The 25,243-nt window shown below is 66.6% G+C and carries 23 protein-coding genes, 4 tRNA genes and 1 other RNA gene; 17 read left to right on the top strand and 11 right to left on the bottom strand.

All coding sequences use genetic code 11. The features are described 5' to 3' along the window. The first annotated feature begins 63 nt into the window (after positions 1-63). The 5 genes from lon (at position 64) to LF63_RS09830 (ending at position 5,379) form a co-directional block, all read left to right on the top strand. The gene (gene lon / locus LF63_RS09850) at positions 64-2,568 is read left to right on the top strand and encodes an endopeptidase La (RefSeq protein ID WP_043101424.1); all 2,505 of its coding nucleotides are present in this window, start codon (positions 64-66) and stop codon (positions 2,566-2,568) included. A gap of 328 nt (positions 2,569-2,896) precedes the next feature. Then, positions 2,897-3,169, top strand: coding sequence for an HU family DNA-binding protein (locus tag LF63_RS09845; protein ID WP_043101422.1), 273 nt, complete (start codon positions 2,897-2,899; stop codon positions 3,167-3,169). Positions 3,170-3,179: 10 nt separating this feature from the next. Then, positions 3,180-3,254 (top strand) — tRNA-Val (locus tag LF63_RS09840). Positions 3,255-3,308: 54 nt separating this feature from the next. Then, positions 3,309-3,385: transfer RNA gene (locus tag LF63_RS09835), tRNA-Asp, on the top strand. A gap of 83 nt (positions 3,386-3,468) precedes the next feature. After that, positions 3,469-5,379 (top strand): SurA N-terminal domain-containing protein, encoded by a 1,911-nt coding sequence (locus tag LF63_RS09830; protein WP_043101420.1) that lies wholly within the window; start codon positions 3,469-3,471, stop codon positions 5,377-5,379. An 81-nt stretch (positions 5,380-5,460) separates the two neighbouring features. Here the strand turns inward: LF63_RS09830 and LF63_RS09825 are convergent, their stop codons facing one another. The 3 genes from LF63_RS09825 to gloB form a co-directional block, all read right to left on the bottom strand. Beyond that, entirely contained in the window at positions 5,461-6,243 is a 783-nt protein-coding gene (locus LF63_RS09825; protein WP_043101417.1) for an enoyl-ACP reductase FabI, read from the bottom strand. A gap of 91 nt (positions 6,244-6,334) precedes the next feature. After that, positions 6,335-7,471 carry a LysM peptidoglycan-binding domain-containing protein gene (locus tag LF63_RS09820; RefSeq protein ID WP_235205302.1) on the bottom strand — a complete coding sequence of 379 codons (1,137 nt, stop codon included), beginning with the start codon at positions 7,469-7,471 and terminating at the stop codon, positions 6,335-6,337. After that, on the bottom strand, positions 7,468-8,229 hold the full coding sequence (gene gloB / locus LF63_RS09815) for a hydroxyacylglutathione hydrolase (protein WP_043101415.1): 762 nt from the start codon (positions 8,227-8,229) through the stop codon (positions 7,468-7,470). Before gloB ends, LF63_RS09820 begins: the two co-directional genes overlap by 4 nt. A gap of 125 nt (positions 8,230-8,354) precedes the next feature. Here gloB and LF63_RS09810 point away from each other — a divergent pair, with 125 nt between their 5' ends. From LF63_RS09810 to dnaQ, 3 genes are read left to right on the top strand one after another with little or no spacing between them, the layout of a single operon-like run. Further along, positions 8,355-9,044, top strand: a complete 690-nt coding sequence (locus tag LF63_RS09810) for a class I SAM-dependent methyltransferase (protein ID WP_052394926.1) — start codon at positions 8,355-8,357, stop codon at positions 9,042-9,044. Further along, complete coding sequence (gene rnhA, locus LF63_RS09805; RefSeq protein ID WP_043101413.1) at positions 9,041-9,499, top strand: ribonuclease HI; 459 nt, start codon at positions 9,041-9,043, stop codon at positions 9,497-9,499. The genes LF63_RS09810 and rnhA overlap by 4 nt, the downstream gene beginning before the upstream one ends. A 10-nt stretch (positions 9,500-9,509) precedes the next feature. Beyond that, positions 9,510-10,214, top strand: a complete 705-nt coding sequence (gene dnaQ / locus LF63_RS09800) for a DNA polymerase III subunit epsilon (RefSeq protein WP_043101411.1) — start codon at positions 9,510-9,512, stop codon at positions 10,212-10,214. Positions 10,215-10,220: 6 nt separating this feature from the next. On the opposite strand, the gene LF63_RS09795 is transcribed toward dnaQ, so the two are convergent. From LF63_RS09795 to LF63_RS09780, 4 genes are all read right to left on the bottom strand, one after another. Next, positions 10,221-10,931 (bottom strand): PP2C family protein-serine/threonine phosphatase, encoded by a 711-nt coding sequence (locus LF63_RS09795; RefSeq protein ID WP_043101409.1) that lies wholly within the window; start codon positions 10,929-10,931, stop codon positions 10,221-10,223. A gap of 141 nt (positions 10,932-11,072) precedes the next feature. Next, positions 11,073-11,165 (bottom strand) — tRNA-Ser (locus LF63_RS09790). A gap of 86 nt (positions 11,166-11,251) precedes the next feature. Further along, positions 11,252-12,010 (bottom strand): MBL fold metallo-hydrolase, encoded by a 759-nt coding sequence (locus LF63_RS09785; protein WP_043101408.1) that lies wholly within the window; start codon positions 12,008-12,010, stop codon positions 11,252-11,254. After that, the gene (locus tag LF63_RS09780) at positions 12,007-12,747 is read right to left on the bottom strand and encodes a 3-deoxy-D-manno-octulosonic acid kinase (protein ID WP_043101406.1); all 741 of its coding nucleotides are present in this window, start codon (positions 12,745-12,747) and stop codon (positions 12,007-12,009) included. Before LF63_RS09780 ends, LF63_RS09785 begins: the two co-directional genes overlap by 4 nt. A gap of 65 nt (positions 12,748-12,812) precedes the next feature. Here LF63_RS09780 and LF63_RS09775 point away from each other — a divergent pair, with 65 nt between their 5' ends. Further along, a complete protein-coding gene (locus tag LF63_RS09775; RefSeq protein ID WP_043101405.1) occupies positions 12,813-13,868 on the top strand; it encodes a glycosyltransferase family 9 protein in 1,056 nt (351 codons plus the stop codon). A 4-nt stretch (positions 13,869-13,872) separates the two neighbouring features. Here the strand turns inward: LF63_RS09775 and LF63_RS09770 are convergent, their stop codons facing one another. Further along, positions 13,873-14,268: a DUF6165 family protein gene (locus tag LF63_RS09770; protein ID WP_043101403.1), complete on the bottom strand. Its 396-nt coding sequence runs from the start codon at positions 14,266-14,268 to the stop codon at positions 13,873-13,875. Between the two features lie 126 nt (positions 14,269-14,394). On the opposite strand from LF63_RS09770, the gene LF63_RS09765 reads away from it, so the two are divergent. The 7 genes from LF63_RS09765 (at position 14,395) to LF63_RS09740 (ending at position 18,502) form a co-directional block, all read left to right on the top strand. Next, positions 14,395-14,485 (top strand) — tRNA-Ser (locus tag LF63_RS09765). Between the two features lie 280 nt (positions 14,486-14,765). Further along, positions 14,766-14,862: signal recognition particle sRNA small type (gene ffs, locus LF63_RS15560), an RNA gene on the top strand. A 104-nt stretch (positions 14,863-14,966) separates the two neighbouring features. After that, entirely contained in the window at positions 14,967-16,658 is a 1,692-nt protein-coding gene (dnaX, locus tag LF63_RS09760) for a DNA polymerase III subunit gamma/tau (protein ID WP_043101401.1), read from the top strand. Positions 16,659-16,706: 48 nt separating this feature from the next. Next, complete coding sequence (locus LF63_RS09755; protein WP_043101400.1) at positions 16,707-17,030, top strand: YbaB/EbfC family nucleoid-associated protein; 324 nt, start codon at positions 16,707-16,709, stop codon at positions 17,028-17,030. 82 nt (positions 17,031-17,112) lie between these two features. Continuing rightward, positions 17,113-17,715: a recombination mediator RecR gene (gene recR, locus LF63_RS09750; protein WP_043101398.1), complete on the top strand. Its 603-nt coding sequence runs from the start codon at positions 17,113-17,115 to the stop codon at positions 17,713-17,715. A gap of 8 nt (positions 17,716-17,723) precedes the next feature. After that, complete coding sequence (locus LF63_RS09745) at positions 17,724-18,158, top strand: GNAT family N-acetyltransferase (RefSeq protein WP_043101396.1); 435 nt, start codon at positions 17,724-17,726, stop codon at positions 18,156-18,158. After that, entirely contained in the window at positions 18,155-18,502 is a 348-nt protein-coding gene (locus tag LF63_RS09740; RefSeq protein ID WP_043101392.1) for a histidine triad nucleotide-binding protein, read from the top strand. The genes LF63_RS09745 and LF63_RS09740 overlap by 4 nt, the downstream gene beginning before the upstream one ends. A gap of 9 nt (positions 18,503-18,511) precedes the next feature. Here the strand turns inward: LF63_RS09740 and LF63_RS09735 are convergent, their stop codons facing one another. After that, on the bottom strand, positions 18,512-19,600 hold the full coding sequence (locus LF63_RS09735) for an alkane 1-monooxygenase (RefSeq protein WP_043101391.1): 1,089 nt from the start codon (positions 19,598-19,600) through the stop codon (positions 18,512-18,514). A gap of 145 nt (positions 19,601-19,745) precedes the next feature. Here LF63_RS09735 and LF63_RS09730 point away from each other — a divergent pair, with 145 nt between their 5' ends. Then, positions 19,746-20,504, top strand: a complete 759-nt coding sequence (locus tag LF63_RS09730) for a Bax inhibitor-1/YccA family protein (protein WP_043101388.1) — start codon at positions 19,746-19,748, stop codon at positions 20,502-20,504. A gap of 22 nt (positions 20,505-20,526) precedes the next feature. Here the strand turns inward: LF63_RS09730 and LF63_RS09725 are convergent, their stop codons facing one another. Both LF63_RS09725 and LF63_RS09720 read right to left on the bottom strand, forming a co-directional pair. Further along, the gene (locus LF63_RS09725) at positions 20,527-22,197 is read right to left on the bottom strand and encodes a sensor domain-containing diguanylate cyclase (RefSeq protein WP_235205301.1); all 1,671 of its coding nucleotides are present in this window, start codon (positions 22,195-22,197) and stop codon (positions 20,527-20,529) included. Positions 22,198-22,495: 298 nt separating this feature from the next. Beyond that, a complete protein-coding gene (locus LF63_RS09720) occupies positions 22,496-25,195 on the bottom strand; it encodes a M16 family metallopeptidase (RefSeq protein ID WP_043101387.1) in 2,700 nt (899 codons plus the stop codon). Between the last annotated feature and the right edge of the window lie 48 nt (positions 25,196-25,243).

Genomic DNA, 25,243 nt, shown 5'->3' with positions numbered 1-25,243 from the left:
CTTGACCCTTATGAGACCCGAGCGCAGGCTCGGGTCGTGCGCATCCGTGCTCAGGAAAATTTCATGACGCAAGCAGCCAAGTCCTCCGCCGAACAGAAGTTCGAATCCGTGCCGGTTCTGCCGTTGCGCGATGTGGTGGTCTACCCGCACATGGTGATCCCGTTGTTCGTCGGGCGCGAGAAGTCCATGCGCGCGCTGGAAGCGGCGATGGACGGCGAGCGCCAGATCCTACTGGTCGCGCAGACCGGCGCCGACATCGACGATCCGGTGCCGGACGATCTGTATCAGATCGGCACGCTGGCCAACGTGCTTCAGCTTCTGCGTCTGCCGGACGGCACCGTCAAGGTGCTGGTCGAAGGGCAGTCGCGCGTGGTGGTGGACGATTACCAGGATGCCGACGACTTGCTGCGCGCGCATGCGCACGTGATCGAATCGGTCTACGACGAGGGCGAGCGCGAGCTCGAAGTGGTCTCGCGCACGCTGGTCTCGCTGTTCGAGCAGTTGGTCAAGCAGAGCCGCAAGCTGCCGCCGGAAGTGCTGTCGACGCTGTCGGGCATCGAGGACCCCTCGCGCCTGGCCGACACCATCGCCGCGCACCTGTCGGTGCGCATCGCCGACAAGCAGAAGGTGCTGGAAACCGTCGAGGTGGGCGCGCGCCTGGAACAGCTGGTCGGCCTAGTCGACGGCGAGATGGATCTGCAGCAGGTGGAAAAGCGCATCCGCGGCCGCATCAAGTCGCAGATGGAGAAGAGCCAGCGCGAGTACTACCTCAACGAGCAGATGAAGGCCATCCAGAAGGAGCTCGGCGAGGGCGAGGACGGCACCAACGAAGTCGAGGCGCTGCAGAAGAAGATCGACGCCGCCGGCATGCCCAAGGAAGTGCTGGCCAAGGCCAGGCAGGAACTCAACAAGCTCAAGCAGATGTCGCCGATGTCGGCCGAAGCCACGGTGGTGCGCAACTACCTGGACTGGCTGGTGGCGACGCCGTGGAAGAAGCGCTCGAAGGTGCGCAAGGACCTGCAGCTGGCCAAGGAAGTGCTCGACGCCGATCACTTCGGTCTGGAGGAGGTCAAGGAGCGCATCCTCGAATACCTCGCCGTGCAGCAGCGCGTGAACAACATGAAGGGACCGATCCTGTGCCTGGTCGGTCCGCCGGGCGTGGGCAAGACCTCGCTGGGCAAGTCCATCGCCAAGGCCACCAATCGCAAATTCGTGCGCAACAGCTTGGGCGGCGTGCGCGACGAGGCCGAGATTCGCGGGCATCGGCGTACCTACATCGGCTCCATGCCGGGCCGCATCGTGCAGAACCTCAGCAAGGTCGGCACGCGCAACCCGCTGTACGTGCTGGACGAGATCGACAAGATGTCGATGGACTTCCGCGGCGACCCGTCGTCGGCGTTGCTGGAAGTGCTCGATCCGGAGCAGAACCACACCTTCAACGATCACTACCTCGAAGTCGATGTCGACCTGTCCGAGGTGATGTGGATCGCCACGGCGAACTCGCTGAACATCCCCGGCCCGCTGCTGGACCGCATGGAAGTCATCCGCATCCCCGGTTATACCGAGGACGAGAAGATCGCCATCGCGCGCCGCTACCTGTTGCCCAAGCAGCTCAAGGCGAACGGCTTGAAGGATGACGAGCTGAGCGTGTCCGACAACGCGCTGCGCGACATCGTGCGCTACTACACGCGCGAATCCGGAGTGCGCAATCTGGAGCGCGAGATTTCGCGCATCTGCCGCAAGGTGGTCAAGACGCTGTCGCTGGAAGAAGCCAACAAGAAGAACGCCAGGAAGGGCAAGAAGTCCAAGGCGGATGCGAGCGAGACGACCAAGACCTCGCGCAAGAGCCTGAAGATCGACTCGCGCAATCTCGACAAGTACCTCGGCGTGCGGCGCTACGATTTCGGTCGCAAGGAGCAGCAGAACGAGGTCGGTCTGGTGACGGGGCTGGCCTGGACCCAGGTCGGCGGCGATCTGCTCAGCATCGAGGCTTCGGTGGTTCCGGGCAAGGGCAAGCTGGTGCACACCGGCCAGCTCGGCGACGTGATGAAGGAATCGATCCAGGCGGCGCTGTCGGTGGTGCGCGCGCGTTCGGAGATGCTCGGCATCGATCCGGATTTCCACAGCCAGAACGACATCCATGTGCATGTGCCGGAAGGCGCCACGCCGAAGGACGGCCCCAGCGCGGGTATCGCCATGTGCACGGCGCTGGTGTCGGTGCTGACCAAGGTGCCCGTGCGGGCCGAGCTCGCCATGACCGGCGAGATCACGCTGCGCGGGCGCGTCCTGCCGATCGGCGGACTGAAGGAAAAGCTGCTGGCGGCGCATCGCGGCGGCATCACGACCGTGATCATTCCGGAAGAGAACCGCAAGGATCTGACCGACATCCCCAGCAACATCACCGATTCGCTCGACATCCATCCCGTGCGCTGGATCGACGAAGTGCTCGATCTGGCGCTGGAGCGGCCGCTCGGCCCGAAGGCGAAGTCCGGTTCCGGCAAGGAACGCGGCGCGGTGAAGCCGGCGAAAAAGTCGGCCAATCGCCCGGCGCCTCCGCGCACGCATTGATTTGACACGGGAAACATGCACTTCCGGTGCATGTTTCAGCGTCCGCGAGCCTAGGCCCGGGAGATGCATCCCGGGCATTTTTGTTCCTCATCTACAGTGGCTTGTCAAGAACAGCCAGAATCGGCTGAAAGCCTTGTCCCAACTTGTATTGCGGACCCTAGGGGGCACTGGTATAAAGACCATATCGCGGCGACGTCGAGTCCTCGATACGTGTCGCGTGTTCCGGGTCTGCAGGTTGGTACCGGGGGAGCCAGAACCCACTTTTCGTGTTGGCCGGCTGCTGCGCTGTTGGCGGCGTCTGTCAATAACTTGACCAAGGAGTAACTCAATGAATAAAGGCGATTTGATCAATGAGCTGGCCGAAGCGGCCGAGCTGAGCAAGGCTGACGCCACCCGTGCCGTCGATGCCTTCACCGAAGTCGTGAAGAAGGCCCTGAAGAAGGGCGACACGGTTTCTCTGGTCGGTTTCGGCACCTTCTCCGTGCGCAAGCGCGCTGCTCGTACCGGTCGCAACCCGCGTACCAACGAAGTCATCAAGATCAAGGCTTCCAAGGTTCCGGGCTTCAAGGCTGGCAAGGGCCTCAAGGACGCTCTAAACTAAGACGTTTGCCGGGTGCTTAGCTCAGCGGTAGAGCGTCTCCTTTACACGGAGAGGGTCGGGGGTTCGATCCCCTCAGCACCCACCAGTGTGTCGCGAGGTGACCATCCGCCACGAGCGGCACACCGACGTCCCGGTTCGCGGAGTGGTAGTTCAGTTGGTTAGAATGCTGGCCTGTCACGCCGGAGGTCGCGGGTTCGAGTCCCGTCCACTCCGCCACTCGTCGATCAAGGGCGCCTGCGAGGCGCCCTTGCTCTTTCCGGCCGTCGACCACGGCCCTGACTGACCAGCGGTACAGATTCATGCTGCAGAACCTGCGCGAAAAACTTCATGGATGGCCCGCCATCATTCTGTTCGGGGCCCTGGCCCTGCTGCTGGCGAGCTTCGGTTTGATCGGCTACGTCAGCCAGAACGTCGATACCTTCGTCGCCAAGGTCGGCAAGCACGAGATCTCGCAGACCGACTATCAGGACCGCATGAATGCCCTGCGCCGTCAGGCGACGGAGACGCAGGGGGCGAATTTCGATCCCTCGTACTTCGACAAGCCGGAAGTCAAGGAGCAGGTGCTCGATGCGCTGATCAAGCAGCAGTTGTTGCAGCAGGCCAACGACCATCTGGGCCTGAAAGTGACCGACGCCGAGTTGCGCGACGAGATCGCCAACGATTCCAATTTCCAGGTCGACGGCAAGTTCAACGCCGACACCTACAGCGCCGTTCTGACCGCCAACGGCATGACGCCGCAGATGTACCAGAATCGCGTGCGCGCCTCGCTGGAGACCGAGCTGCTGCCGAATGCGATCAGCAGTTCCGAAGTCATCACCGACGATCAGGTCGACGAGTACCTGCGCCTGCAGACGCAGAAGCGCGACTTGCGCTACGTGATGCTGCCGCGCCCGGCGCTGACCGATACCACGGTCAGCGACAAGGAGGTCGCCGACTGGTACGCGCAGCACAAGGCCGACTTCATGACCCCCGAAAAGGTCTCGGTCAATTACATCGAACTCAGCACCGATGATGTCAAGGCGGACAGCACGCCGGACGAGGCGGCGCTGAAGCAGCGCTACGAGCGCGAGAAGAACCGCTACCAGGAGCCCGAGCAGCGCCTGGTGTCGCACATCCTCATCGATGTGCCCAAGAACGCGACGCCGGCGCAGCAGAAAACGGCCCTGGCCAAGGCCGAGTCGGTCTACAAGAAGGCCGAGTCGGGCGCCGATTTCGCCAAGCTGGCCAAGCAGTACTCGGACGATCTCGGTTCCAAGAACGACGGTGGCAACCTGGGCTGGATCGAGCGCGGCGTGACCAACAAGGCCTTCGAGGATGCGCTGTTCTCGATGAAGCAGGGTCAGATTTCCAAGCCGGTGCTTTCGCCCGAGGGCTATCACATCATCGACCTGCGCGGCGTGCGCGCCGGCAAGGTAAAGCCGTTCAGCGAAGTGCGCGATCAGCTCGCCAAGGAAATGGAGCAGGGCGATCTGGAGCGCAAGTACAGCGAGCTGGCCGGCAAGCTGACCGACAAGGTCTACGCCGATCCGAGCGCGCTGGCGCCCATTGCGCAAGAGCTGGGCCTCAAGGTGCAGCACACCGATCTGTTCACGCGCGACGGCGCCAAGCAGGGCATCGCCTCGAACCCGAAGGTGGTCAAGGCGGCGTTCTCCGATCAGGTGCTGGTGCAGGGCAACACGTCCGACGCGATCGACCTCGGCTCCAACCGCATGGTGGTCGTGCACATGCTCAAGCACGAGGCGTCCAAGCTGCAGCCGCTGGATCAGGTCAGCGGGCAGATCCGCGCCAATATCCTGGCTCAGCGCGTGGCCAAGGCTGCCAAGGCGCAGGCCGACAAGCTGCTGGCCGAAGTGCGCAAGAACGGCGACCTGGACAAGGATACGGCCGGACTCGGTGTGGCGGCGCAGTCTCTGAAGGGCGCGCAGCGGGTGCAGAACGGCGTGTCGCCGAAGCTGCTCGAGACGGCGTTCAGCATGCCGCATCCGGCCAAGGGCAAGGCGACCTACGCGACCGTCGAGGTCAGCGACGGCAACTATGCGCTGATCGCGCTCGACGGCGTGCAGCCGGGCGACATCTCGAAGATTCCCGAGATGGTGCGCAACGGGCTGCGCCAGCGCATGGCGCAGGCCTACGCGACGACCGAGACCAACGCGTTCATCGACGTGCTGCAGAAGCACACCAAGATCGAGATCGCCAAGCAGCGCATGTAAGCGCGCGACTGCGCAACGATCCACGAAAAAGGGCCGCGAGAGCGGCCCTTTTTCGTGGGTGACCGGGCGGGCGCGTTCCGCTCAGATGCCGGTCATGCCCAGCGTGCTGTAGCCGGCGTCGACGTAGGTCACTTCGCCGGTGATGCCGGAAGCCAGGTCCGAGCACAGGAAGGCGGCGGCGTTGCCGACGTCTTCGATGGTCACGCTGCGGCGCAGCGGGGCGTTCTCCTCGACATGGTCGAGCATCTTGCGGAAGTTGCCGATGCCTGCCGCAGCCAGGGTCTTGATCGGACCGGCCGAGATGGCATTCACGCGCGTGCCTTCGGGTCCCAGGTTGTAGGCCAGATAGCGCACGTTGGCTTCCAGGCTGGCCTTGGCCAGGCCCATGACGTTGTAGTTGTTCAGCGCGCGCACGGCGCCGAGGTAGCTCAGCGTCAGGATGGCGCTGCCGCGATCCTTCATCATCGGACGCGCGGCCTTGGCCAGCGCCGCCAGGCTGTAGCTGGAAATGTCATGGGCGATGTTGAAGTTCTCGCGCGTCAGGTTGTCCAGGTACTGGCCCTGCAGCGCTTCGCGCGGCGCGAAGCCGACCGAGTGCACCAGGATGTCGAAACCGTCCCAGTGCTGGCCCAGTTCCTTGAACACGTTTTCGATCTGCGCGTCGTCGGCCACGTCGCAGGGCACGACGATGTTGGAGCCGAACTCCTGTGCAGCCTCTTCGACGCGACTCTTCAGGCGGTCGTTCTGATAGGTGAAGGCGAGCTGCGCCCCCTCGCGATGCATCGCGTTGGCGATGCCCCAGGCGATGGATCGCTGACTGGCGATGCCGACGATCAGGGCACGCTTGCCGTGCAGGAATCCCATGGCTCCTCCGAATGCGTTGTTGAGGCCCGTTTCAAACGGGCGGGAAGGGCAAGTTTAACCGAGGATGGGCCTTCAGGCGTATTCGTTCGACTCAGTTCGGGCGATCGATCAGCAGCACCTGTCCGGGTTTCAGCACGCGGCCACGCAGGTGGTTGAGTTCGCGCAGGCGCTGCACGCTGACGCCGTGGCGATGCGCGATCTCCCACAGCGAGTCGCCCGCGACGACGGTGTAGGTGGTCGGCTGGCGCGGCAAGGCATCGGCGGTCAGCGCATCGCGGACGCGCTGCGCCGCGGCGCTCGGTAGCAGGACGCTCCAGGGGCCGTCGAGCGGCATGCGGCCGTGCAGATAGGCACCGTTGAGGGCGCGCACGCGACGGTCGGAGATGCCGGCGATGCGCGCGATGTCCTGCAGCAGCACCGGCTGCGGCAGCTGCACCTCCTGCAGTTCCTGCGATGCGGGCATGCCGGGTAGATGCACGTCGAAGCGTTGCGGTTCGCGGATCACGCAGGCGATCGCCAGCAGTTTGAGCAGGTGCTCGCGCGTGGTGCGGGTGACGGCGAGATCCGGCACTGTTGGCTGCTCGGGGGCGGGGCCGGCGGCATGCAGTCGGCGGATGCGGTACTCGCCGGCGTTGTAGGCCATGTCGACCAGACGCCAGTCGTGCCAGCGCTGGTCGTAGTTGCGCAGCAGCTGCATCACGGCGTCGGCGGTGCGGGTGCGGTCCAGTCGGCCATCGTAGTCGCGCTTGATCGGCAGCCCCATCGCGCGGGCGGTGATCGGCATGATCTGCCACATGCCCGCTGGACGTCCGCCGTGCGGCGGGTAGGCGCGATAGCGGCTCTCGACCCACGGCAGCAGACTGAATTCCGACGGCACATCGTGCGCCTGCGCCACGCGGTCGATATAGGCGATGGTCGGCGCGACCGAACGCAGGTAGCCCTCGAAACGGCGCGGATGGCGGGTATAGCGCTGCGCCCAGAACACGATCTGCGGATCGGCGTCGCAGCCCGGCATCGCGAAGCGTTCGCGCATGTGCGACCACAGCGTGGGCGCGGCGGGCGGTACGGGGGAGGGGCCGTTCTCGGCACCCGGGGCCGGTGTCGCAGCCGGCTGCGGCGGCGGCATGCCCACGGGAGGGCTGGGTGACGGTTTCGGCGCGGGTGTGCTGCAGGCAGCGAGCAGGACCAGCAGCGCAGCGGCTGCGTACAGGCGGACGCGTGGATTCATGCGGCGAAGGTGTCCTTGGCCTGGCGCAACGCGGCGAAGCGCTGCACGCGGTCGTCGGCGCCCCGCGCCTGCGCCCAGGCGCGCAATGCCGGTGCGTCGCTGCGCAGGAAGGGATTGCAGGCGCATTCGTCGCGCAGCAGCGAAGGCACCGTGGGGCGTCCGTCGGCGCGCAGCGCATCGATCTCGGCGCTGCGGCGGGCGAGGTCGGGATTGTCGGGGTCGACACTGCGCGCGAAGGCGGCGTTGGCCTGCGTGTATTCGTGCGCGCAGCAGACCTGCGTGTCGCCGGGCAGGGCGCGCAGGCGGTCCAGGGACGCGAGCATCTGTGCGGGCGTGCCCTCGAACAGTCGTCCGCAGCCGAGACTGAACAGCGTGTCGCCGCAGAACAGCATGCCGTTGCCGTGATAGGCGATGTGGCTGCGCGTGTGGCCGGGCACGGCGATAACCTCGAAGCGCCACGCCGTGCCGGCCAGTGTGACCGTAGCGCCATCCTCGACACGATGGTCCGCCAGCGCGATGCGTTCGTCCTGCGGCGCGTAAACCGGCGCCGGGTGCGCGGCCAGCAGCTCCGCGACGCCGCCGATGTGGTCGGGATGGTGATGCGTCAGCAGGATGGCCTGTAGCTGCAGGCGCTCTGCGGCCAGCACCCGCAGCACGGGGGCGGCCTCGCCCGGATCGACCGCCACGGCCCGTCCTTCCTCGTCGGTGAGCAGCCAGATGTAGTTGTCGCGCAATGCGGGAAGGGGGCGTAATGGCATGAAAGTACGAGAGTTTGAGCGCAGCGGACGACTATAGCAGCGGCCCGAAGCGATGCGCAGGTGCCTTTCATGCGCAGTCATGTCCAGTACACTAGCGGCGATGCATTCGCCCCGAACGGCTCCCGATGCCCGCACCCGAACAGGTTCTCTACGCCACGACTGCGATGCGCGCATTGCTGCGGGCGGAAGAGGCGCTGCTGCGCACGCTGATGCCGCTGCGAGCGGGCAGCTACGGTCTGTATCTCGGCATGCGTGACGCGGCGCACGTGTGTTCCGAGAGCGCCGCGCACTGGGTACGTCTGCGCAGCGAGGACGGGCACTGGCGTGGCGCGCTGAAAGCACGTCGGGACGAGGCGCTGCCGTTTGCCGACGGTGCGTTCTCGGTCGTGGTGATCAGTCAGGCGCAGCAGTTCGGCGACGACGCGCGCGACTTGTTGCGCGAAGCCGCGCGGGTCACGGCGCCGGGCGGCACGCTGGCCTTGTGCGGCGTGCATCCGTGCAGCGCCTGGACGCCGTGGCTTGCCTGGTGCATGCGCGATGCGCAGCGCGGTTTGCGTCTGCACACGCCGCAACGCTGGGTCCGGGATGTGGCGGCGCAGGGATTCAAGGTGGTGGAGCGGCGGCGTTTCGGCCGCGTGTTTCCCCAGGGCGATGCCGGCGGCGGCGTCGGTTCGCCTCATTTCGGCGGGGGATATGTCATCGTCGCACGCAAGCATCCGCCTGCGGTGACGCCATTGCGTTTCGCGCGGCTGCCCGGTCGCGTGCGCGGAACAGCGGGTTCATTGGCGCCGGGCGCGCATCGGGAGTGTGCATGAGCGGCGTGCCGCAGACACAGGTGGAGATCTTCACGGACGGCGCATGCCTCGGCAATCCGGGTCCGGGCGGCTGGGCCGCGCTGTTGCGCAGCCGCGACAACGAGAAACTGCTCGACGGCGGGGAACCCGATACCACCAACAATCGCATGGAGCTGATGGCCGCCATCGTCGGCCTGGAAGCGCTCAAGCGTCCCTGTCACGTCACGCTGACCACGGATTCGCGTTACGTGATGCAGGGCATCGAGGAGTGGGTGCCGCGCTGGCGCGCCAACGGCTGGCGCACGGCGGACCGCAAGCCGGTGAAGAACCAGGACCTGTGGCAGCGCCTGGTCAGCGCCGCCGAGCCGCATCGCATCCGCTGGAAATGGGTGCGTGGTCATTCCGGTCACGCGGAAAACGAGCGCGTCGACGACGCCGCGCGGCAGCAGGCCGAGGCGCTGCGGGCGCGGGCATGAGGAACGCAACATGAGACAGATCGCCCTCGATACCGAAACCACCGGCCTGGAAGTCCAGCAGGGTCACCGCGTGATTGAAATCGGTGCGGTGCAGCTGCTCGAGCGCCGGGTCACGCAGCACACCTTCCATACGTATCTGAACCCCGATCGCGCCATCGACGAGGGCGCGCGCGAGGTGACCGGCATCGCCGACGATTTCCTGCTCGACAAGCCGCGCTTCCACGAGGTGGTGGAGGATTTTCTCGCCTTCATCGAGGGCGCCGAGCTGATCATCCACAACGCGTCGTTCGACGTCGGTTTCCTCGACGCCGAGTTGCAACGCGCCGGCAAGCAGTACGGGCGCATCCGCGATCACGCGCAGGTGCTCGACACGCTGCAGATGGCGCGCGACCGGTACCCGGGACAGCGCAACAACCTCGACGCCCTGTGCCGTCGCCTGGGCGTGGACAACACGCACCGCGACCTGCATGGCGGCCTGCTCGATGCGCAGCTGCTGGCCGAGGTCTATTTGGCGATGACCTCGGGCCAGGTCGCGCTCGACCTGGCGTTTGGCGGCAGCGAACAGGATGCGGCGGCCGCCGCGTTGGAGGAGCTTGCGCCGCTGCTGAAGCGTCCGCGCGTGCTGCGCGCCGGAGCGGAGGAGCTGTCGGCGCACGAGGCGCGTCTGGATGCGCTGGACAAGAGTGCCGGCGGCAGCGTCTGGCGCCGCGCGTAAACCTGCTCAAGGGCGCGCGATGCGCACCAGTACGGCCGTGATGTTGTCGCGTCCGCCGGCATCGAGCGCATCCAGCACCAGTTGATCGACGCATTCCTGCGCGGCCAGGTCGGTGCGCGACAGGCAGCGCGTCAGATGCACGTCGTCCAGTTCCTCGGTCAGGCCGTCGCTGCACAGCAGAAAACTGCTGTTGCCGTGCACCGCGCCGGCGCGCGATTCGATCAACAGGTCGTCCGGCGCAGTCACGCCCAGCGCCTGCGTGACGATGCTGCGGCGCGGGTCCTGACGCGCCTGTTCCTCGTCGATCAGGCCTTCGTCGATCTTTTCCTGCACCGCCGAGTGGTCGTGCGAGAGACGTTCCAGTGCGCCGTCCGCGAACCGATAGATGCGGCTGTCGCCGACCCAGGCGGCGCGGTAGCCGCCATCGCGCAGTTGCAGCAGGGCGATCGTCGTACCCATCGGCTGACCGCCGCTGCAATATTCGGGGTGCGCGATCAGCTGTCGGTCGGCCTGACGGATCGCGGTGTCGGCATCGAGGCCGCGGCGCAGATCGTCGACGATGGCATCGCGCGCCAGGGACGCCGCCAGCGCGCCGTGGTGATGGCCGCCCAGGCCGTCCGCCACCAGGAACAACCCCGACGCCGGATCGGCGTAGTAGGTGTCCTCGTTGCGCGTGCGGCGCAGTCCGACGTGCGTGGCGTGTCCGAATTCGATCATGGCGGCTACCGGTGCAGGAGGGCAGCATGCCGCATGCGCCGTCGGCTTGTCATCACGCCGAAACCGCGCCGTTCATCTTGGCTGTGCGCATGATCGGAACCGAAAAAGCGAAACGCCCCGGGCGGGGCGTTTCGCGGGATCTGGCGGAGAGGGAGGGATTCGAACCCTCGATACGGGTATAAGCCGTATACACACTTTCCAGGCGTGCTCCTTAAGCCACTCGGACACCTCTCCGGAAGTGACCGAGGCGCAGTCGCGCGACGGTCAAGAGGCGGAAGGATACCGGCAGCGCCGCTGCCAGACAAGCCGTAAGGCAGCAATCAGCCGCTGTCGGGGTGCGGCGCGTGCGGCGTCGGCAGCTCGACCACCTGTCCGGGCACGGCCACGGCGAAGCCGCGCTCGCGCAGCGCTTCGCCGTCGTGCGCCGAGGTGTAGTGGTACAGCATCATGCGTTCGCGCAGCTTGGCCGGATACTCGCGCTCGATGTCCTCGACGCCGGAATGCGAGGGATTGCCGTTCAGGCAGCAGTCGTGCGCGATCGGTCCGCCATGCGCGGCCACGGTCTCGAGCACTTCGGGAATGGGTCGCGTGTCGCCGGTGAAGGTGAAGCAGCCGCGCAGATGGATGCCGTAGGACGTGCCCGGACGATGATGCCGGGTCGGGAACACGTCGAACCAGAGTCCCTCGTGCCAGAAGCCGCGCGAACAGGGCGTCAGTCGGAACGCATCCCAGAAATTGCTGCCGCCTTCCGCGGCGACATTGGGGTAATCGGCGACGCGGCCCTGCAGCAACGGCACCAGCGCCGCGTGGGTGAAGATCACCGGTTCGGGGAAGCGCTCCTCGCCGAAGCGGATGCGCGTGAACAGCGATTCCATGCCGCCGACATGGTCGAGATGCACGTGGGTCAGGTACAGCGCCTTGGGCGCGACGCCGTAGGTGTCCCAGTAGCGCGGCACCACGTCCGGGCCGCAGTCGACCAGCAGCACCGGTTCGCCGTCGCGCTCGAGCACGACCGCGGAACTGCCCAGCGCCGAAAGTTCGGCCGCCCCGGTGCCGAGGAAACGCAACGTCCAGCTCATTTCGCCGTCTCCTGTTCCATACCCGATGCATACCCGTGCATCAACGGATTCCACACATCGCGCTCGAACGCTTCTTCGCCGTCGCGTGCGGCCCCCAGTTTGATCAGCGAGCGTCGCAGCCGCTGCAGGTTGGCGTGTTGCCAGCCGACGGCGGGGCGGCGCATGTCTCCGCGATCGAAGTCGATAAGATACAGCGCTTCGGGGGTGGCCAGCACATTGTGCGCGTTGAGGTCGGCATGCCACACGCCATGGCGGTGGAAACGCGCGATCAGCCGGCCGGTACGCTCCGCCAGCGCGGCGTCCAGGCGACCTTCGGCGAGGCAGGTGGCGAGCGTGTCGGCGCCTTCGATCTGGCGGGTCAGCAGGTCGGCGGTGTAGTACATGCCATAGCGACGGTAACGCGCGGCGACCGGTTCCGGTACGGGCAGACCCAGCGCGTGCATGCGGGCGAGCAGGCGGAATTCGGCGAAGCTGCGCGTGCGCTCGCGGCCGTTCCACAGGTAGCGGTCGCCGAGCAGGCTGGCGACCATGCCGCCGCGATGGAAGTGGCGCAGCACGCACGGTCCGATCGGCGTGTCGATGAAACAGGCGGACGCGCGCCCGCCGCCGCGCGCGCGCAATCGGCTGGCGCGTTGCCAGGCGTCGGGATCGAACCACGGATGTCCGACTTGTGGAGCAAGGTCCGCGTCGAACACAATCGTGCCGACGGCGTCGGAATGAATGCGTGCGTCAGTCATGTTCTCGCTTATCGTACGGCGCACGAGGTGCCGTCCCTTTGATACATCAGCAGTCTATCAACTTGATGACCGATCGCGCCGCCCTTCGCCACCTGTGTCTGCTCCGTACGTCCGCCATCGGCGATGTCACGCATGTGGTACCGCTGGTGCATCGACTGCGCGCGCACTTTCCGGAGGCGTCGCTGACCTGGATCGTCGGCAAGCTCGAGCAGCGTCTGGTCGGCGATCTTCCCGGCGTGGAGTTCGTCGTGTTCGACAAGGCGCGCGGCTGGGCCGGCATGCGCGCGGTACGCAAGGCGCTCGCCGCCCGCCGTTTCGATGCGCTGCTGCACATGCAGGTGGCGTTGCGTTCCAACCTGCTGAGCACCGCCGTGCATGCGGACCGGCGGATCGGCTACGACCGCGAGCGTTCGCGCGACTTGCATGGATGGTTCGTGCACGAGCGCATTCCGGCGCGGCGCGGCGAGCATGTGCTCGACGCCATTGGCAGTTTCGCCGAACCGCTGGGTGTGCCGCGCGGTCCGGTGCATTGGGATATTCCCGTGCCCGACGAAGCGCGCGACTGGGCGCGCGAACAGATTCCGATCACCGCGCCGACGCTGGTGGTCAGCCCCAGTTCCAGCCACGCGCTGCGCAACTGGCGCGCGGAGCGCTATGCGGCGGTGATCGACCACGCCGCTGCGCGCGGCCTGCGCGTGCTGCTGACCGGCGGGCCGTCGGCGTCGGAGCGTGCGATGGCCGATGCCATTCTCGCTGCGGCACGCACTCGGCCCGTGGATCTGACCGGACGCGACACCCTCAAGCGCGCATTGGCGCTGTTCGCGCGCGCGGACATGGTGCTGACTCCGGATTCCGGTCCCATGCACATGGCCAACGCGGTCGGCACGCCGGTCATCGGTCTGCATGCGGCCAGCAATCCGGCGCGCTCGGGTCCGTACTCGGATCGCCGCTGGTGCGTGGATCGCTACGACGATGCGGCGCGCCACTTCCTGCACAAGCCGGCGCGCGATCTGCGCTGGGGCACCAAGATCGAGCGCCCCGGCGTGATGGACCTGATCGGCGTGAGCGACGTGATCGAGCGCATGGAGGCGTTGATGAAGCACCTCGGCATCGGTCGCTGAGACCTCAGGCGCGGTAGTCCTGGTAGGACTTCTCCTCGACCAGCTGCGAACCCAGTTTCAGGTTGATCTCGCGCTTGATCGCAGCGCGTTCGTCGTTGCGGAAGTAGACCGAGCGGGCCAGTTCGACGAATTCGGCATCGAAGGCCTGCGCCTTTTCCTTCAGGCGAATGGCGTCTTCGATGTCCCACAGCGCCTCGTTGACGGCCTTCAGGCGTGCCTGCTCGTCGCCGATGTCGGTCGCCGAGGCGGCATCGTTGCGCCAGGTGTTCTCCAGCATGTCCAGTTCGGTGCGCACGTTGGCCAGCTTGTCCGCATCGGCGATGCGCTCGGACTTGATCTGCAGAATGGTGATCTTGTCGATCAGTTCGCCGTGGGAAACCGGGACCTGGATCAGGCTCATGGGAATCGTCCTATGCGGGAAATGCCGCAAGGATACCAGCGGGGTCTTTCGTTTCGCTTGCGGGGCATGAGGTCGGCAACGTATCATTGCCGGCTCGCGCAGCCCGATGGCCGCGCGGTCGACCGTGGAGAGGTGGCAGAGTGGTCGAATGCGCCGGATTCGAAATCCGGTATACGGGTCTCCCGTATCGAGGGTTCGAATCCCTCCCTCTCCGCCATCTTCGGATGTCGATATCGGCGTTCGAGGAGGGCAGGTCGAGTGACATGAAAATGCGGAAGGAGGGAGTCGAACCCTCGACATCGGAATGGATGCGGGTTCGACCGATGCGCTTGTCGCATCGGAACGTCGCGCAGCGACGGCCCCGCAGGGGCGTAGCGCGCAGCGCGGAGTCATCCCTCCCTCTCCGCCACGTTCGCCGGCGGGTGCCGCGGACGTAACATTCGGGGCGTTGATTCTCGCAGAGTCCGCGAAATCGCCGTTTCCGCCTATGGTGACCCTGTTGGTCCCCCCGCGACGATACTTCGCAAACCCCGCCAGGTCCGGAAGGAAGCAACGGTAGTGGAGGATTCGGGTGCCGGGGTGCGGCTGGCAGGGTCGCCGCCTTTTCGGCCACCCGAAATCGCATCCGTCGCCTCTTCGTGCTGACTTGCGCGGTGCGAGTTGGCACAATCGGTGTCTGCTTTCCGACGGTCTCCGGCATGACGTATCAGGTACTGGCCCGCAAGTGGCGTCCGCGTCGATTCACCGAATTGGTGGGTCAGGAGCACGTGGTTCGCGCCCTCTCCAATGCGCTCGACACCGGGCGAACGCATCACGCCTATCTGTTCACCGGCACCCGCGGCGTCGGCAAGACCACGATCGCGCGCATCTTCGCCAAGTCGCTGAACTGCGAGCAGGGCCAGTCGGCCGATCCGTGCGGACAATGCGCCATCTGCACCGCGGTCGACGAGGGACGTTTCGTCGACCTGCTGGAGATCGACGCGGCCAGCAACACCGGCGTCGACGACGTGCGCGAAGTGATCGAGAACGCCCAGTACGCGCCCACCCGCGGCCGTTTCAAGGTGTACCTGGTCGACGAGGTGCACATGCTCTCCAAGAGCGCCTTCAACGCGCTGCTGAAGACGCTGGAAGAGCCGCCGCCGCACGTGAAGTTCCTGCTCGCCACCACCGACCCGCAGAAGCTGCCGGTGACGGTGCTGTCGCGCTGCCTGAAGTTCAATCTCAAGCGTCTGCTGCCGGACCAGATCAGCGCGCAGATGCAGCACATCCTCAAGGCCGAGGGCGTCGAGTACGACGTGACCTCGCTCGGCGAGTTGGCGCGAGCCGCCGATGGCTCCATGCGCGACGGTCTGTCGCTGCTCGATCAGGCGCTGGCTTACGGCGGCGGCACGCTGAAGTCCGAGGACGTGCGCGCCATGCTGGGCAGCGTCGAGCGCAGCCAGGTGATGGGTCTGCTCGATGCGCTGGCGGCGAGCGACGGCGAGGCGCTGATGCAGCAGAGCGCCCAGATCGCCTCGTTCTCGCCCGATTTCGGCGGCGTGCTGGACGACCTGGCCGGCGTGCTGCACCGCATCCAGCTGCGGCAGCTGGTGCCGTCGCTGGAGGTCGATGCCGAGACCGGCGACGACGAGCCCGCGCTGACGGCGCTGGCGCAGCGGCTCGATCCGCAGGACGTGCAGCTCTACTACCAGTTCGCGACTCAGGGCGGACGCGAGCTCAATCTGGCGCCGGACGCGCGCACTGGCTTCGAGATGATCCTGTTGCGCATGCTGGCCTTCGGGCCGTCCGCGGGCGACGGTGGGGATGCACCCGCCACGGGTTCGTCTGGCGCACGTGCTGCGGCACCGCCGCGCTCCGCATCGCCCGCGCCGCCGCGTGCAGCGCCTTCCGCATCGCCGGCCACGCCGGCCGCCCACGCACCGCCTGTGCAGAAGCGCGAGGCGCAGGTCGTGCGCGAACCGTCGCCGCCGCCCGTCGCCGCGCCGGTGGCGCAGACGGCGGATGGCCTGCCGGACTGGGAACAGCTCATCGAACGCGCGGAACTGCGCGGTCCGATGCGCGCGCTGGCGATCAATGCGCGCATCCGCAGCTTCGAGAACGACACCCTGGAACTGCTGCTGGACAGCAACCACGCCGAACTGGCGGTCGAACCGATGACCGGCCAGATGGCCGAACGCATCGGCAACGCGCTGGGCCGTCGCGTGCGTCTGCGCTTTGTCGGCAGCGACGAGGGCGTCGCCGATACGCCCGCCGCGCGCGCCGAGGTGCAGCGCCGCGAGCAGCAAAGCGCCGCCGAGCAGTCCATGCAGGACGATCCGCTGGTGCAGACCCTGAAACGCGAATTCGGCGCCCGCGTGGTGCCGCAGTCGGTGCGCCCGCTGGACGGCTGAGCGCCGTTCGACGCATCGCGATCCCACAATGAACGAGAGGTCCGGAACATGCGAGGACAGATCGGCCAGCTGATGCAGCAGGCCCAGCAGATGCAGGAAAAGATGAAGCGTGCGCAGGAAGAGATTGCGCAGCTCGAAGTCACCGGCAGCGCCGGCGGCGGTCTGGTCACCGTGGTCATGAGCGGTGCGCACGAAGTGCGCCGCGTACAGATCGACCGCAAGCTGCTCGCCGAGGACCCGGAGATGGCCGAGGACCTGGTGGCCGCCGCGACCAACGACGCGGTCAACAAGGTCGCCGAGGCCAGCAAGGAAAAGATGAGCGGCATGACCGCCGGCATGAGCCTGCCGCCGGGCATGAAGCTGCCGTTCTGATGGCGATCCTGCACGCGATCCATGCCGGTGTCGCCACGGCGATACCGCATCGGTGTCCTGTCCGCGACGGCGGAGTGAAGGCATGAGCGCGAGTTCGCCGCTGCTGGCCGAGCTGATCGACGCGCTGCGTTGCCTGCCCGGTGTGGGCGGCAAGAGCGCGCAGCGCATGGCGATCCAGTTGCTGGAGCGCGACCGCGGCGGCGGCCGGCGTCTGGCTTCGGCGCTGGAGCAGGCCATGGAGCGCATCGGCAACTGTTCGCGCTGCCGCAATTTCAGCGAGGACGAGGTTTGCGCGGTGTGCGCCAACGCCACGCGCGATCCGCACATCCTGTGCGTGGTCGAGTCGCCCAGCGACCTGGCCGCGATCGAGCAGGCCACCGGTTACCGCGGGCAGTACTTCGTGCTGCTCGGACGGCTGTCGCCGCTGGACGGCACCGGACCCGAGGAACTCGGCCTGCACGCGCTCGCCGCGCGGCTGGAAGAAGGCGAGATCAGCGAGATGATCATCGCCACCAATCCGACCGTGGAAGGCGAAGCCACGGCGCACTATCTCGGCCGCCTGGCCAGCGCCGCCGGCATCCGCGCGACGCGTCTCGCGCACGGCGTGCCGCTGGGCGGCGAGCTGGAATACGTCGACCGCAGCACGCTGGCGCATGCCTTCGGCGGCCGCCAGGCGGTGGAGTGACCGCGACGATGGACGCCGCGCTGCACTGGCAGGAAACGCCGCCGGGCGTCGACGAGTACCTGGCGCTGCGGGCCGCCGCGGGACTGAGCCCGTTCGCACGCGAAGCGGCCGAGCAGGGGCTGGCCGGCACCTGGCATGCCGTGTGCGTGCGGCAGGGCGAGCGCCTGGTCGGCATGGGTCGCGTGGTCGGCGATGGCGGCTGCTTCCTGCAGATCATCGACATCGCGGTACACCCGGATCTGCAGCGCCGCGGTCTCGGTCGCGCCATCATGCAGCGCCTGAGCGATGCCGTGCGCGAGCGCGCACCGGCCAGCGTGTTCGTGTCGCTGCTCGCCGATCCGCCCGGCGTGCGGTTGTACGAGCAGTTCGGTTTCCGACCCAGCGCGCCCGGCTCGGTCGGCATGTTCAAGCGTTTCGCCAAGGATTCCGGAGAACCCCGATGAGCAACGACACCATTTTCGGCAAGATCATCCGCCGCGAGATTCCCGCCGACATCGTCTACGAGGACGACGAGGTGCTGGGTTTCCGCGACCTCAACCCGCAGGCGCCGGTGCACGTGCTGTTCATTCCCAAGCAGCCCATCGCGACGCTGGATGCGGCCACGCCGCAGGATGCCGCATTGCTCGGCAAGGTGCTGCTGGCGGCGGCCGGCTATGCACGCGAGGAAGGTCTGGCCGAGGACGGCTACCGCACGGTGATCAACTGCAACGAGCACGGCGGGCAGACGGTGTACCACCTGCACGTGCATCTGCTGGCGGGTCGCCGCATGCAGTGGCCGCCGGGCTGAGTTCCGCGTTCAGGCCTGCGCGCCGAGGTCGTTGCGCGCGTTGAAGTGGCGCACGCGCTCGTCCATCAGACGGCGCCATAGCGGTGGCACCAGTGCCAGCACGAACATCCCCGCGTAACCGGTCGGCAGCTGCGGGCTGTCGGCGTGATGGCGCAGCACCTGATAACGCCGTCGCGCGTGCGCGTGGTGATCGGAATGCCGCTGCAGCTGGAACAGCAGCCAGTTGGTGAGGCGCTGGCTGGCGTTCCATGAATGCAAGTGTGTGACGCGTTCGTAGCGGCCCTGCGCATCGCGCGCGCGACGCAGGCCGTAGTGCTCGACGTAGTTGATGACTTCCAGCGTCGCCGCCGCGATCAGACCCTGTGCGACGAAGAACAGCGCGCCCGCGAGGCCGGCCCAGAGCGCGGACGCAGTCAGCATCGACAGCCACAGCGCCGACCAGCGCAGCATCTCGTTGTGCCACGTGAAGAGGCCTTGTCCACGCCGCTGCAGGCGCTCGGCTTCGAGCCGCCACGCGGCGCGCGGATTGCGCAGCAGGGCGCGCAGCACGAACGGATACACCGATTCGCCCAGACGCGCGCTAGAGACATCCTCAGGCGTGCCCACGTGCACGTGATGGCCGCGCAGGTGCTCGATCTTGAAGCCGAAATAACCCACGCTGGTCAGCGCGATGCCACCCAGCACGGGCTCCAGGCGGCCGGCCTTGTGGATCAACTCATGGGCGACATTGATCGCCAGCACGCCGCCGATGGTGCCGGTCGACAGCAGCCAGCCGAGTTGGCCCAGCGGATGCAATGGCAGTGTCGTTGCCTGCCGCATGCAGAAGGCCAGCAGGGCCAGCCACACCGGCACGCATAGCCAGGTCAGCACGCGGAACCAGCGCTGCGCGTCGAGGCGCTGCGCCTGTGCATCGTCGATGGGGTTGCGCGGATCCTCGCCCAGCAGCAGGTCCAGCAGCGGCACCACCCCGTAGACCACCGCCAGCGGCAGCCACGCGGCCAGATCCGGTGCGAGGTCGCGGTGGATCAGCGCCCATGCAAGCAGTGGCAGGGCGGCGGTGAGGAATACGGCCAGATATCCGAAATCACGAACGCGCATGCTGGGCACTTCCGTCCGATGCTATGGTCCAAGCCTACACCGAGGCCGCGTCAGCGGCATCCTGCTCCGATGGGAGCTTGCAACTATCCTGTCAGCAGGATCAACGGTCGCCAAGGCGGCCTTTTTGATGTTCAGGAGCAGAGGAATGCGTACGAACAATCCAGTATTGCGCGACAAGACATTCCAGGGGCTGTTCGCGGATGGCGAACGCATGACCATGAACGGCACGGTGGCCAAGACGGGTCTGTTGCTGGTGCTGAGTATGGTTTCGGCCTACTGGACATGGAACCGTTTCGATACCGCGCTGGCGGGAGGGCAGGTCGAGACCGCCATCGCCAGCATCACGCCGTTTCTCTGGGGTGGTCTGCTCGTCGGTTTCGCACTGGCCATGGTCACGGTGTTCAAGAAATCCTGGGCCGGTGTCACCGCGCCGCTGTACGCCATTGCCGAGGGCTTTGCCCTGGGCGGTATCTCCGCCTTCTTCGAGATGCGTTATCACGGCATCGTCTTTCAGGCGGTCGGACTGACCTTCGGCGTGTTGGCGGTGATGCTAGTGGCGTACCGCGCGGGCTGGATTCGCGTTACCGACAAGTTTCGCATGGGCGTGGTCGGGGCGACCGGGGCGATCATGCTGTTGTATCTGGTCGACATCGGCCTGCGTGCTTTCACCAGCATGCCTGGAATCGGGTTCATTCACGAATCCGGTGTGCTGGGGATCGGTTTCAGTCTGCTGGTGGTCGGTCTTGCGGCGCTGAATCTGGTGCTGGATTTCGACATGATCGATCAGGCGACTGCACAAGGCGCGCCGAAGTACATGGAGTGGTACGGCGCGTTCGCGTTGATGGTCACGCTGGTTTGGCTGTACATGGAAATCTTGCGTCTGCTCTCGAAGGCGCGTCGTTAGGCGCGCTGCGCATATCGCGTATTCATCCCAGCTGTTCGCTTCGCCGAGACGATGCGTCTTCGGTGTCCGACAACGCGCGCGTCGGGCGGAGTACCGGGCGGCGCGAGGTCTCCACCTGACGCTCGTCGACCACGCGGTTGCGGCCGCGCGACTTGGCGGTGTACATGGCGGCGTCGGCGCGTTCGACCAGAGTCGAGAGGGTGTCGTTCGGTCGCCGCGTGGCCAGGCCGATGCTGATGGTCAGCAGGTTGCCGCGGTGATCGAGTGGAATCTCCAGTCGATGCAGGCGTCGGCACAGACGCTGCGCCACCAGCAGCGCGTTGGTGCTGTCGGTGCCGCGCAGCATGGCGACGAATTCCTCGCCGCCGAAGCGCCCCAGCAGGTCTTGCGGGCGCAGTTCGGTGGCCAGGTTCTCGGCCATGGTGATCAGGGCCTGATCGCCGGCGCCGTGGCCGAGTTCGTCATTGAGCGTCTTGAAGTGGTCCAGGTCCATGAACAGCAGCGCGTGCGTCTGCTGGGTGTCTTGCATGATCTTCTGCGCGGCGTCGATCCAGCCGCGGCGGTTGAACACGCCGGTCAGTGGATCCTTGTCGGCCAGTTCGCGCGCAAGATGATGATCGCGGCGCATGTTCAGCGAGCGATCCGCCAGACCGATCGCCAGTACCAGTGCCTCGACGGCGCCGGCGGCCAGGCTGGCTTCGTTGAGCCATTCGACATGCGCCAGGCCGCCGCTGACCTGGATGCTGGTCAGCGCGGTCAACACCAGTAGCGGCAGCCAGCCGAACAGGAAGAACAGCGCCGCTCGCGAACCGCGCAGCAGCGCGAGCGAACTGGCCAGCACCATCAAGCCCGAGCACAGCGCCAGCAGCGGATTGAACAGCGCGTGCACGATGTCGCGCACGAACGGCATGCCCGTGGCCTGCAGCACCGCCAGCAGCGCCATCATGCCCGCCAGGGCCAGCAGCAGCACGCGCAGCCAGGGCGCATGCCGGCGCAGGCTGCAGAAGCGCACCATGAACAGCACGGCACTGATCAGCGCCACGGCGGTCAGCGCAGCGCCGAGGGGCAGGGCAATGGGTTGCAGGAAGGCCAGATGCAGTGGCTCGAACGCGAAGCCGGTCTGCACCGCCTGCAAGCCGGCGTAGCTGCATACGTAAGCGGCGTACCAGGCGAAGGTGGAGTCGCCGAGCATGATCGAGAAGCACAGCGCGACCAGCGCCATCGCCAGCATCACCGCCAGGCTGGCGCTGGCCATGACGATCCACAGGGTGTCGATGCGTCGGAACGTGGATTCGCTCTCGAGCACGAAGCGGACCGGAGCGTTCAGGTTCTCCGAAGGCTCGAACTTGAGCAGGATCGGCGTCGTGCTGGACCAGTGCGGCGGCAGCGCGAAGGCGATCCGACCGTGGGCTTCGAGTGCCGGGCCGATCGCGGTCGGCGAGGACGTGCTCAACGGACCGTTGCGATCGTAGAGCGTCACGGCACTGAATGGCGGCGACGGGATGCTGAGTACGCGAGGGCCGTGCAGTCCCGGCGCGCTGGGCTGCAGCACGACCCAGGTGCCGAGATCGCTGCGGGGAATGGTCTGCAGGCGCTGGGTGTCGAAGACGTGGAAAGCGCCTCGTTCGGACTGCTGCAGTACGTGGTCCGGGGTGTCTCCGGGCTGTACCGCAAGCCAGGCGCCGTGCAGCAAAGCAGGCGGTTCCGATGCGCTCCCGACGTGCGTGGCCCACGCGTTCGAAAGCACAGCGATCGCCAGCACGGCGAAGAGCATGCGTAGGTACAGCGGAGTGGTGCGTGCCGGTTTCGCCATCGATGCATCGGCGACGTGGACCGTCTCCGACGGAATGTCAGAGGCGGAAGACGGCGCCTACATCCCCTGTGTACCGTGACTCACGGCTTCGATTGTGCCGATTTTCGGGGCGAAAGTCGCCTGCCGAACGGTCTAGCCCACGGCGACCGCCTATCGTGGCGGCCGCCGTGGCGCGATGTCAGTGCTTCTTGGGGGCGGGACCCAGCACCACCTGCACCAGACGGTCGGGGCGCAGGTACTTGCGGAAGGCGGCCCGGACCTGCTCGGCGTTCAGCTTCAGATAGTGACCCGCGGCGATCATCGGCTGGTTCAGCGGCTCGCCGTGGATACTCCAGGTCGCCAGCGAACGGGCGATGCTGTTGACGCTGGCCACCTGCAGCGGGATCGAGCGGATCTCGTACTGGCGCGCGTTGGTCAGCTCGTCCTCGCTGACCGGCGTGTCGCGCATGGCGGCGAGGTTCTTGTGCACCAGCGAGTCCACCATCGGCACCTTCTGCGGGTCGCTGCCGTAGTAGACGTAGAACATGCTGCGCGAACGGCCGATGTCGAGTCCGGAGCTGGCGCCGTAGGCGTAGCCGTGGCGCACGCGTACGTCGACCATCAGGCGCGAGGCGAAGCCGTTGCCGCCGAGCACGTCGTTACCCAGGTCCAGCGCATAGCGGTCGGCGTTCTTCAGGTCCATGTCCAGGTTCTGCGCCATCAGCACGGTGTCCTGCGAGGCGTAGGGGTTGTCCACGACCTCGTAGTGCGCCGGATTCAGCGGCACCTTGTGCGGCACCACCACAGGCTTGTTGCCCTTGGCTTTCCACTGGCCGAAGTACTTCTCGACCGTGGCCTTGGCCTGCTGCGGAGTGACGTCGCCGACCACCACGATGGTGGTCATGTCGGGACGGTAGGTGCTGGCGTAGTAGTTCTTCACGTCGTTCAGCGTGAGCTTCATCACCTTCTGCGGCGTGGCTTCGCGCAGCGCCTCGTCGCCCTTCGGCAGCAGCGCACGCTTCAGCGCCTGGTTCATCTTGTAGCGCGGCGACTGCATGCGTCCGGCCAGCTCGCGTGCGATGGACTGCTGCTTGATGGCGAACGCCTTGGCCGGCAGGGCGGGGTGCAGCTCGTTGTCGGCCAGCAGCTGCATGCCGCGGTCGAAGTCGGCGCTGGGCACGGCCAGGGTGAAGCTGGGGCCGGCCGAGGCGCGCGCGGCGATGTCGTCCAGCGCCTTGTGGAAGGCGTCGCGGTCGAGCGTGGCGGTGCCGTAGTCGAACAGCGCCGACAGCACCTGCGAGACGCCCTTCTGTCCCTCGGGCGCCTGCATGTTCTCGTTCTGGTCGATCTGGCCGTAGACGGTCACCGTCTTGCTGATCTTCTCCGGCTGCACGATGAGGGTGATGCCGTTGTCCAGCTTCATCTGCGTCGGATGCAGCGTCCAGTGCGGCATCTCCAGCCGGTTCAGCGCCTTCTCGGCCCAACTCGGCAGCGGCACGTCCAGCTTGTCGTTGCTGGCGAAGCTCTCGGTGCCGCCGAAACCGGCGCTCTGCGGCGGACGCTTGCCGTCGGGGTTGGGCGTCAGCACCACGGTGACGCGCTGATCGGGTTTCAGATACTCGCGCAGCACGCGATTGACGTCGTCGACGGTGACGTTGCGGATCTGCTCCTCGGCCTGCTGCGGCGAGTCCAGACCCTGCCAGGCCAGCGCCTGCGACCAGGCGCTGGCCAGACTGACCGCGCTGTTCTTCTTGAACTCGGCATCGGCCAGTTCCGAGCGCTTGGCGGCGGCGACCAGATCGGCCGGCACGCCGTGCGTGCGCAGCGCGTCGAGGACGCCGTCCATGTCCTTGCGCGCCTGTTCGGCGTCGCCGCCCTTGGGCACGTCCACTTCGACCACGCCGATGCCGCCGCGGGTGAAGGTCTGCGTGCCGGCGCCGGCGTCGAGCACCTTGCCGTCCGCCGCCAACTTGGACAGCGGGCTGCGCGCGTTGTTGAGCACGTCCATCAGCACCTGCGCCGCCGCCGCGTCCTTGGTCTTGAGGCCGGGCATGCGGTACATGAACTGCACCGAGCCGGTGGCGTCGGGCGTGGTCTTGGTGATGATCCTGGGCTTGAACGGCTTCAGCGCCACGGCGGAGCGCTCCGGCGTGGCGCGCTCGGGAATGTCGCCGAACAGCTGCTTGACCTTGCTAAGCGTGGCCTGCGGATCGACATCGCCGACGATCACGAAGATGGCGTTGTTGGGCACGTACCAGTGGTGATAGAAGTCGCGCAGGATCTTCGAGTCGGTCTTGTCGAAGGTCGGGCGCGAACCCAGCGCGTCTTCGGCGTAGCCGGTGCCGGCGTACAGGGTGCGCTCGGCTTCCTGGAAGGCGAGGTAGCCCGGATCGGAGATGTCGCGCGAGACTTCCTGCTCGATCGCGCCGCGCTCCAGGTTCCAGTCCTTCTCGGTCAGCTTCGCGCCGTTCATGCGCGCGGCTTCGATGTGCAGCAGCACGTCCAGGTAGGCCGACGGCGCCACGAAGTAGTACTGAGTGGCGTCCATGGTGGTGAAGGCGTTGTTCTGACCGCCCATCTTGCCGGTCATCTCGTTGAGCTGTGCGCCGGACAGACCCTTGCTGTCGCGGAACATCATGTGCTCCAGCGCGTGCGCGGTGCCCGGGAAGCCCTTGGGTGTCTCGTAGCCGCCGGCCAGATAGGTGATCTGCGTGGTGACCATCGGCGCCAGCGTGTCACGCACGATGACCACGCGCAGGCCGTTCTTCAGCGTGGCGCGCAGCACCTGTTCGTGCGCGGAAGCGGCAGGCGGCTTGGCCTGGACGGAAGGCGGGACGGCAACGAAGCCGAAGCCGAGCAGAACGCAGGCCAGCACCGGCCGCAACGAGCGGATGGACATGAAACACTCCCTGTGAAGGACGAGAAGACGAGAGCGCGGGCGACGGCC

The organism is Oleiagrimonas soli, from assembly GCF_000761445.1.
In the GTDB taxonomy this organism is placed as follows: Bacteria; Pseudomonadota; Gammaproteobacteria; order Xanthomonadales; family Rhodanobacteraceae; genus Oleiagrimonas; species Oleiagrimonas soli.
The sequence above is the reverse complement of the archived record's forward strand: the minus strand, read 5'-3'. Positions and strand labels throughout refer to the sequence as shown.

Coding starts and splice junctions, on each gene's coding strand:
- lon (WP_043101424.1), top strand. CDS start 64: ATGACGCAAGCAGCCAAGTCCTCCGCCGAACAGAAGTTCGAATCCGTG.
- LF63_RS09845 (WP_043101422.1), top strand. CDS start 2,897: ATGAATAAAGGCGATTTGATCAATGAGCTGGCCGAAGCGGCCGAGCTG.
- LF63_RS09830 (WP_043101420.1), top strand. CDS start 3,469: ATGCTGCAGAACCTGCGCGAAAAACTTCATGGATGGCCCGCCATCATT.
- LF63_RS09825 (WP_043101417.1), bottom strand. CDS start 6,243: ATGGGATTCCTGCACGGCAAGCGTGCCCTGATCGTCGGCATCGCCAGT.
- LF63_RS09820 (WP_235205302.1), bottom strand. CDS start 7,471: ATGAATCCACGCGTCCGCCTGTACGCAGCCGCTGCGCTGCTGGTCCTG.
- gloB (WP_043101415.1), bottom strand. CDS start 8,229: ATGCCATTACGCCCCCTTCCCGCATTGCGCGACAACTACATCTGGCTG.
- LF63_RS09810 (WP_052394926.1), top strand. CDS start 8,355: ATGCCCGCACCCGAACAGGTTCTCTACGCCACGACTGCGATGCGCGCA.
- rnhA (WP_043101413.1), top strand. CDS start 9,041: ATGAGCGGCGTGCCGCAGACACAGGTGGAGATCTTCACGGACGGCGCA.
- dnaQ (WP_043101411.1), top strand. CDS start 9,510: ATGAGACAGATCGCCCTCGATACCGAAACCACCGGCCTGGAAGTCCAG.
- LF63_RS09795 (WP_043101409.1), bottom strand. CDS start 10,931: ATGATCGAATTCGGACACGCCACGCACGTCGGACTGCGCCGCACGCGC.
- LF63_RS09785 (WP_043101408.1), bottom strand. CDS start 12,010: ATGAGCTGGACGTTGCGTTTCCTCGGCACCGGGGCGGCCGAACTTTCG.
- LF63_RS09780 (WP_043101406.1), bottom strand. CDS start 12,747: ATGACTGACGCACGCATTCATTCCGACGCCGTCGGCACGATTGTGTTC.
- LF63_RS09775 (WP_043101405.1), top strand. CDS start 12,813: ATGACCGATCGCGCCGCCCTTCGCCACCTGTGTCTGCTCCGTACGTCC.
- LF63_RS09770 (WP_043101403.1), bottom strand. CDS start 14,268: ATGAGCCTGATCCAGGTCCCGGTTTCCCACGGCGAACTGATCGACAAG.
- dnaX (WP_043101401.1), top strand. CDS start 14,967: ATGACGTATCAGGTACTGGCCCGCAAGTGGCGTCCGCGTCGATTCACC.
- LF63_RS09755 (WP_043101400.1), top strand. CDS start 16,707: ATGCGAGGACAGATCGGCCAGCTGATGCAGCAGGCCCAGCAGATGCAG.
- recR (WP_043101398.1), top strand. CDS start 17,113: ATGAGCGCGAGTTCGCCGCTGCTGGCCGAGCTGATCGACGCGCTGCGT.
- LF63_RS09745 (WP_043101396.1), top strand. CDS start 17,724: ATGGACGCCGCGCTGCACTGGCAGGAAACGCCGCCGGGCGTCGACGAG.
- LF63_RS09740 (WP_043101392.1), top strand. CDS start 18,155: ATGAGCAACGACACCATTTTCGGCAAGATCATCCGCCGCGAGATTCCC.
- LF63_RS09735 (WP_043101391.1), bottom strand. CDS start 19,600: ATGCGCGTTCGTGATTTCGGATATCTGGCCGTATTCCTCACCGCCGCC.
- LF63_RS09730 (WP_043101388.1), top strand. CDS start 19,746: ATGCGTACGAACAATCCAGTATTGCGCGACAAGACATTCCAGGGGCTG.
- LF63_RS09720 (WP_043101387.1), bottom strand. CDS start 25,195: ATGTCCATCCGCTCGTTGCGGCCGGTGCTGGCCTGCGTTCTGCTCGGC.